This is a genomic window from Bavariicoccus seileri WCC 4188, assembly GCF_000421665.1.
Classification (GTDB): Bacteria; Bacillota; Bacilli; order Lactobacillales; family Aerococcaceae; genus Bavariicoccus; species Bavariicoccus seileri.
The window spans coordinates 1-6,490 of record NZ_ATXL01000071.1 but is presented as its reverse complement, the minus strand read 5'-3'; the positions used below and the strand labels follow the sequence as shown (position 1 = coordinate 6,490).

General features: G+C 37.3%; 7 protein-coding genes and 1 pseudogene. 2 read left to right on the top strand and 6 right to left on the bottom strand.

Annotated features, from left to right (window positions below; translation table 11 throughout):
* Window positions 1–464: IS256 family transposase (locus tag H541_RS0110305; RefSeq protein WP_026501778.1), on the top strand; the 464-nt coding region annotated here is incomplete at its 5' end.
* Window positions 465–588: 124 nt separating this feature from the next.
* Window positions 589–1,299 carry a GntR family transcriptional regulator gene (locus H541_RS0110300; RefSeq protein WP_022797211.1) on the top strand — a complete coding sequence of 237 codons (711 nt, stop codon included), beginning with the start codon at window positions 589–591 and terminating at the stop codon, window positions 1,297–1,299.
* A gap of 288 nt (window positions 1,300–1,587) precedes the next feature.
* Here the strand turns inward: H541_RS0110300 and H541_RS0110295 are convergent, their stop codons facing one another.
* The 6 genes and pseudogenes from H541_RS0110295 to H541_RS13540 all read right to left on the bottom strand — a co-directional run.
* Window positions 1,588–2,844, bottom strand: coding sequence for an ABC transporter permease (locus H541_RS0110295; protein ID WP_022797210.1), 1,257 nt, complete (start codon window positions 2,842–2,844; stop codon window positions 1,588–1,590).
* Window positions 2,841–3,533, bottom strand: coding sequence for an ABC transporter ATP-binding protein (locus H541_RS0110290; RefSeq protein WP_022797209.1), 693 nt, complete (start codon window positions 3,531–3,533; stop codon window positions 2,841–2,843). Before H541_RS0110290 ends, H541_RS0110295 begins: the two co-directional genes overlap by 4 nt.
* Window positions 3,534–3,541: 8 nt before the next feature.
* On the bottom strand, window positions 3,542–4,741 hold the full coding sequence (locus tag H541_RS0110285; protein ID WP_022797208.1) for an efflux RND transporter periplasmic adaptor subunit: 1,200 nt from the start codon (window positions 4,739–4,741) through the stop codon (window positions 3,542–3,544).
* 205 nt (window positions 4,742–4,946) lie between these two features.
* The gene (locus H541_RS0110280) at window positions 4,947–5,270 is read right to left on the bottom strand and encodes a branched-chain amino acid transporter permease (RefSeq protein WP_022797207.1); all 324 of its coding nucleotides are present in this window, start codon (window positions 5,268–5,270) and stop codon (window positions 4,947–4,949) included.
* Between the two features lie 28 nt (window positions 5,271–5,298).
* Window positions 5,299–6,009 (bottom strand): AzlC family ABC transporter permease, encoded by a 711-nt coding sequence (locus H541_RS0110275; protein ID WP_205617818.1) that lies wholly within the window; start codon window positions 6,007–6,009, stop codon window positions 5,299–5,301.
* 212 nt (window positions 6,010–6,221) lie between these two features.
* Window positions 6,222–6,490: pseudogene (locus H541_RS13540) on the bottom strand (group II intron reverse transcriptase/maturase); the annotation flags it as partial.

Sequence of the window (6,490 nt, the reverse complement as noted above, 5' to 3'; positions counted from 1 at the left end):
ACTTTCCGAGCGCGGTTCATCAACAATGTTGTATTCATGTGGCACGTAACTTGACGAAACGTGTTAGGGCAACAGATCGTCAAGAAATTAACGACGATTTCAAAACAATTTATCGTGCAGATTCACTGGAAGAAGCTGAAATAGCCCGTCAACAGTTTATTGAAAAGTGGCAGAAAATCTATCCTAGACCCGTTAAGACTATCGCAGAAAATGAGTATTTATTGACTTTTTGTCGTTTTCCCAAACAGATTAGGCCAAGCCTTTATTCTACTAATTTGATTGAATCCTTTAATAAAAAAATCAAGCGGTACACTAAACGTAAAGAGCAGTTTCCAAATGAAGAAGCTTTGGAAAGATTTATGGTTTCCATTTTTGATGACTATAACCAAAAGTTTCTAAATCGTTCACACAAAGGTTTCAAAATAGTTCAAGGCATATTAGAAGATACTTTGGAAAGTTTATAAGCAAACTGTCAAAGGGAATCGCCATTTACACAAAATTATTGACACTCCCTCAAAAGTGATTATTAGTGATTAATAGTACTCATTATAACGGTTAACAGTAACCACAACAAAGGAGCATCAACAGATGAAAAAATACGTTCATATCTCTAGTGATATCCGTAATCAAATATTAGAAGGAAAATATCGATCAAGCGATAAATTACCATCAGAGAAAGAACTATGCCAACTGTATGATGCCAGTAAGATGACTGTGAAACATGCTTTGGACATTCTAGTTGCTGAAGGACTCATCATCAAACGACGTGGCTCTGGAACATTTGTAAAAGACCTATCACCAACTGAAATAGAACGCATTACGATTGCTAATCAATTCAGAGGAAAAACAGCCCTTAATCCAAATCAAACAGTTACGAGTAAGATTTACGAATTTTCGGTTATAAGACCTGATGAAACCATCCAAGAAAAATTGAATATCCAGGCAGATTCATTTGTCTACCATATCTACCGTTTGCGTTTACTAGATAACGAACCAAACGTGATTGAAGAAACTTATATGCCCATCGATTTGATTCCAGGACTGACCGAGAAAGTCTTACAACAATCAATCTACGAATATATAGAAATTGAACTTGGGTTAAAACTACAAAGCGCCCATAGAAAAATAACCGTTAGAAAAGCAAGTGACTTTGAAGCAAGTGAATTACACTTATTACCTAATGATCCAGTTGCTGTAGCAGAACAAACAGGATACCTTGCAAACGGAGCTGCTTTTGAATATTCCATTACCGTTCATCGCTATGACGAATTTTCAGCTGAGATGATCCTCACACGATAGTAGTCTTTTATTACTAAGTCTCTAGTAATTATAACTTTCTATTAATAAAACTCTATTAATCACTTCTAGTATTAATTCTAGAAATAACACTAGAAAGCAATGAAAAAGAGAGAACTGAGCATTTCAGTTCTCTCTTTTCTCCATTTTAAATCTCCATTTAAGACTTGTCTTGATACTTATCTTGAAAAATATATTCAACAATTTGATTGAGATTATATTTTAAGCTGTCTTTTAGAATTATAGTCAAAATACCTTATGGCTCAAAGCTTAGCGCACAGTGAATAACCCTTAGTTATATATTGCTTTTATTGGATTAATTTTGGCGGCATTGATTGCTGGGATAATTCCGAATATCAAACCTGTCAGCACTGACACTGATGTCGAAATCAGCATCGTTTGAGTCGTCAATGTGGCAGGAATAGCAACAACTGAACTTACAATTTGAGCAATACCATATCCCAATGAAAGGCCAATGAATCCTCCTATAAATGTAATGATTACTGCTTCAAGCATAAACTGTAACCAGATATCTCTAGGTTTGGCACCGATAGCCCGACGAATTCCTATTTCTCGTTTCCGTTCTGAGACTGAGACATACATGATATTCATTACACCAATACCACCCACCAGTAAAGATATCGCTGTGATTGCCATCAGGAACAAGATCATTGAAGAGAGATAATCATTAAACTCATCAATCATTTGTTGATTTGATGTATCTTCTTCAAAATATCCTTCCACATCCGGATAGTTTTCCATTAATTGACTTACTGCTGAACTAACAACACTTGCACGATCTGTATCATCACTCACTTTTAACTGAATCGCATTAATCGGCTTTGCGGCGGTCAACAGTGTAAAAGCTGTCTGAGGCACGTCACTTGTTGCCATATCGTTCCACGTATAGTCAGCAGATTCAGCTGAATTTCCGAATTCATCATAAACAATTGGTTGTTTGACGCCGACAACTTTAAACATATATCCGTCTATATTAACCGCACTACCAACTAAGTCAGCGGCTGTCACATCCATTTCATAAGATAAAGCTTCAACAATATCACCTGATAGGACGATCACGTTATTTCCTTCATCTGTTTTCAGCAGATTACGTCCGATTTCAAGTGGGGCGTCTTTTTGATAGGCAGCTAACTGTGTCCCAAAAAATGACCCAAAATAGTCTCCATTAGAATAAGTGCTTTGGACACTACTATTCATCCCATAAGAATCTCCAAAATCAGCAGTTACACTAGACACACCAGGTATACGATTCAATCGCTTCATATCTGCTTTTGAAAACGTAAAATCACTAGACTCACTGCTATACATCTGTTCATTGGATGAATCTTCTGACTGATAGGTTATTTTGACAGCATTGGCATCTGCAGCATTAATCAAAGACAGTGTTTCTTCCCGCATGCCCTCACCCAAGGAAGATACTGTCACAACAGCAGCAATTCCTATAATAATACCAATCATTGTCAAAAATACCCGTAATTTGTGTACTTTCAAGCTAAGAAGAGTGCTCAACAGAATATTTCTGATCATGCTATCCCCTCCTCAGTCAATTGTCCATCGCTGATTCGAACGACTCTAGTCGCATACCTTAAGAGATCTTCATCATGCGTTACCATAACAATGGTGATTCCTTGCTGATTCAGATCCTTTAATAAGGTCATGATTGCTAAACTCGTTTCCGAATCTAGAGCTCCAGTAGGTTCATCCGCCATTATCATTAATGGTTCATTGATTAATGCCCGAGCAATCGCAGCACGTTGTTGTTGTCCACCAGATAATTGCGTAGTCTTTGCCGTCATTTTATCGCCGATGCCAACGAGATCAAGATAGTGTTTAGCTTTCTTCTTGCGTTCTTTTTTCGAGTGAATGCCACTATAAACTAATGGTAGTTCAATGTTTTGTTTGATATTCAATGACTCTATCAAAAAGAACTGTTGAAAGATAAATCCAATATATTGATTTCTCAATTCCGCTTTTTTAGTTTCTTTGAGTTCACTCACTTTTTGACCTAAAAAAAGATAATCACCAGTCGATAAGTCATCTAAAAAACCGATAATATTCATCAGAGTTGTCTTACCACTCCCGGACTTCCCTAAGATCATCAAAAAATCACCTTTATTGATCGTTAGGTCGATACCTTCCAATACACTATGTTGGTACTCATCTTCTCCAAACATTTTTCCAATATTATTCATTTGAATCAAGGGTTTTGTTGTCATAAGCACCCTCATTTCTCAACCGATTCTGTCACATCTTGACCATCGATTGCCATATCATCATTCAATATAATGCCCATTCCAGGATCTTCTTGATCGCCGGCAGTTAATCCAGCAGGATTAGTGACGACTACATAATCTTCTGCTGACAGACCAGAAGTTACTACGACCTCTTCGCCTTGTTCCTCGCCCAACTTGATATCTTTCTCTATAATAGTGCCAAATTCATTTGCAAGAACATAGGTCCGATCGCCATCTGTTTGGACAGCTTCTTTTGGAATACTGATTTGCTGATCCTCTAAATTAATTGACGCCTGAACATGGTAACCATTCTTAATTCCCTCAGTCGTGTCAACCGTTAATCGTACGGGATAGGTCGACATGCTAGTTGATCCACTTGACCCCATCATATCGGCTGAATTAGTCTCGTCACCAGTAGAAGGATTTTGACCAATCGTAGCGACCTTACCAGTGATCACCGTCCCAGTTGAATTGACTGTGATATCTGCAGCTTGATCAATTGCTAGCCGTTCTAAATCCTTCTCGTTAACTGTTCCAGAAAGATAGAAATCTTGAGACACTAATCGCAATACAGGAGTTTCAGCTGTTTTAGTCGAAGGAATTTCCACCACACCAGCAAAAGGTGCATAAACGATTTCAACCGTTTTGGCTTTTAAGTTTTCTAATGCATCATATTGTGCGTTGATCTCAGCATCCATATCCCAGGTATTATAGTTGGCATCAAGCTCTGCTGCCGTCATCGTCCGTTCTTCTTCAGGTGTTTGCCAAAACTTATTGATTTCTATTTGATTTTTATAAGCCTGATTAGCCCGAGCTGTTTCTTGTTGATTGATTTGATTGACTAACTCATCGACCTGATCTTGCGTCGCTTGACTGAAGTACTCAAATAAAACATCACCTTTAGCGACCGAATCGCCGTTTTGAACCGTCAAGTTTTGAACCTCGCCCTTTTCATTGTCAGCCATAAATTCTTCAGATTGATTCGGAGTGATAACACCATTGATATAAACTTGTTCTACAGATGGCACAATATAATACTCTGTCTGTTCACCGACAATCTCTTGAGATTCCATTGTTTTTGAGTCAACGTTCATAAATTTTACAACAATAATTGCAACAATCGCTAGCGCTGTGAGAGCTATTACTAAGCCAATCCATAGTTTCCGCTTTTTCTTCTTTGGTCTTGTCATTACTTTCCCTCTTTCTTCTCGTCAAATCTAAAGTTGTGTAGCCAACGCCCGCACAATTTTGCGAACTCGTGCAAAACAATACTTCTATATTTCACTATACCATATCACTTAAATAAAAAAGTCGGTCTTAAGACCGACTGAACCATTATCACTGTCTATATACATTAGCCCTATCCTACTACCAACCAGTGCTCTTAAAATGTCATTAAAATAGATTGATCCATAGCATATAAGTAACAGTCCCCAAACCCAAACTGACAAATATTTTGTGAAACTTTTTATAACTAATAATGACCAATATACTAGCAATAATTTCTGGAATACCATAATAATTCGTGGTAAATGAAACATCTTTAAAACAGTAGACAACCAACAAGCCTATAATAGCTGAAGGCAACACTCGACCAAGATATTTTACCCACCCGGGAGTTTGCTCTGGGGAGCGAAAAAGAACGAAAGGCATAATTCGCATAAAAATAGTAACTAATGATATGACACCAATGATTAAAATAGACTGTTTCACTGACATTATGGTTACCTCCGATTAAATAATTGTCTCAATCCCCCGATGACCGACTGGAACTTTCTAACTTAGGTTTCATCAGAAGTAAAAAAATGATCAACATAACAATAGTTGGCATAATGAAATTTTCTTTTCCCAGTATGACTAAAGCAAGCAACGAGATAACGATTCCCGTAATTGAAGACGTATGATCTGATTCTTTCTCCCATCTATCAATGAATATCACGATAAATAGAGCAGTCATCATGAATTCTATTCCCTTTGCAGGAATAAGATTGCCAAACAAACTGCCTAACACACAGCCAAGCACCCAATACATCTGATTGAGCAAGCTAACTCCTAAAAACACTTTTTTGCGCAACTCTAAATTCTCAATTTTAATATGGCATAATAATGAAAACGTTTCGTCAGTTAAAGAGAGCATCTGATACGGTTTTTGCCATCCAAAATGATGAAAATAACTCAACATTGATATACCATAAACTAATTGTCTAGCATTTATAACAATTGCTATTAGAGCAACTTCAAGCAATGGAGCTTGGTTAGCCAATAGATAGACGGCTACAAATTGCATCGAACCCGCGTAAATAAATACCGACATGGCAAGAGACCATATCCAGTTATAACCATAACTATCTAAAAACACACCAAGTGACATTCCTAAAAAAAGATACCCCGCCATGACAGGGACTGAGTACTTAAAAGAAGTGAGCAAGACTCTTTGATCCATTAACCGCCGTCGCAATCGATTGACCTCCTTTATCAAAAACACTGATTTAATAGCTATTTAGTTGTTATATATTCTAGCATATATAACCGTCATGTGACATCAGTTGTCATCATAGTATTTATTATAACATCAGTTATCATTATAGTATTTATTGGCTAATCGAGTAGGAGGAGCCTCACGGCTCCGACCTCTCACACCACCGTACGTACGGATCCGTATACGGCGGTTCAATATCTTGCGTAAGCAGACTCTACCATTTCGCTTAGGGATACTAAGCCCCAGTGGTGGAGTCTTTCGTTTGTAAGGGCCCAGTGAACCTCTGGTGATTTAGATAATCTCCAGTATTTCTTTCTGGAATAACCGATTCTTTTGGCACTATCTAAATTTAATCCATATTTTAATAACTTCGTTATTTTTGTTTTTGGTAGTTTCCATCTTTTGAGAATAAGCTGTCTGATTCTGTGATGTATCCAAGGTTCTATTTCTTTCTGAATAA

What these genes read in the sequence shown, in the direction of transcription:
- H541_RS0110300 (WP_022797211.1), top strand. Translation starts at nt 589, where the DNA reads ATGAAAAAATACGTTCATATCTCTAGTGATATCCGTAATCAAATATTA.
- H541_RS0110295 (WP_022797210.1), bottom strand. Translation starts at nt 2,844, where the DNA reads ATGATCAGAAATATTCTGTTGAGCACTCTTCTTAGCTTGAAAGTACAC.
- H541_RS0110290 (WP_022797209.1), bottom strand. Translation starts at nt 3,533, where the DNA reads ATGACAACAAAACCCTTGATTCAAATGAATAATATTGGAAAAATGTTT.
- H541_RS0110285 (WP_022797208.1), bottom strand. Translation starts at nt 4,741, where the DNA reads ATGACAAGACCAAAGAAGAAAAAGCGGAAACTATGGATTGGCTTAGTA.
- H541_RS0110280 (WP_022797207.1), bottom strand. Translation starts at nt 5,270, where the DNA reads ATGTCAGTGAAACAGTCTATTTTAATCATTGGTGTCATATCATTAGTT.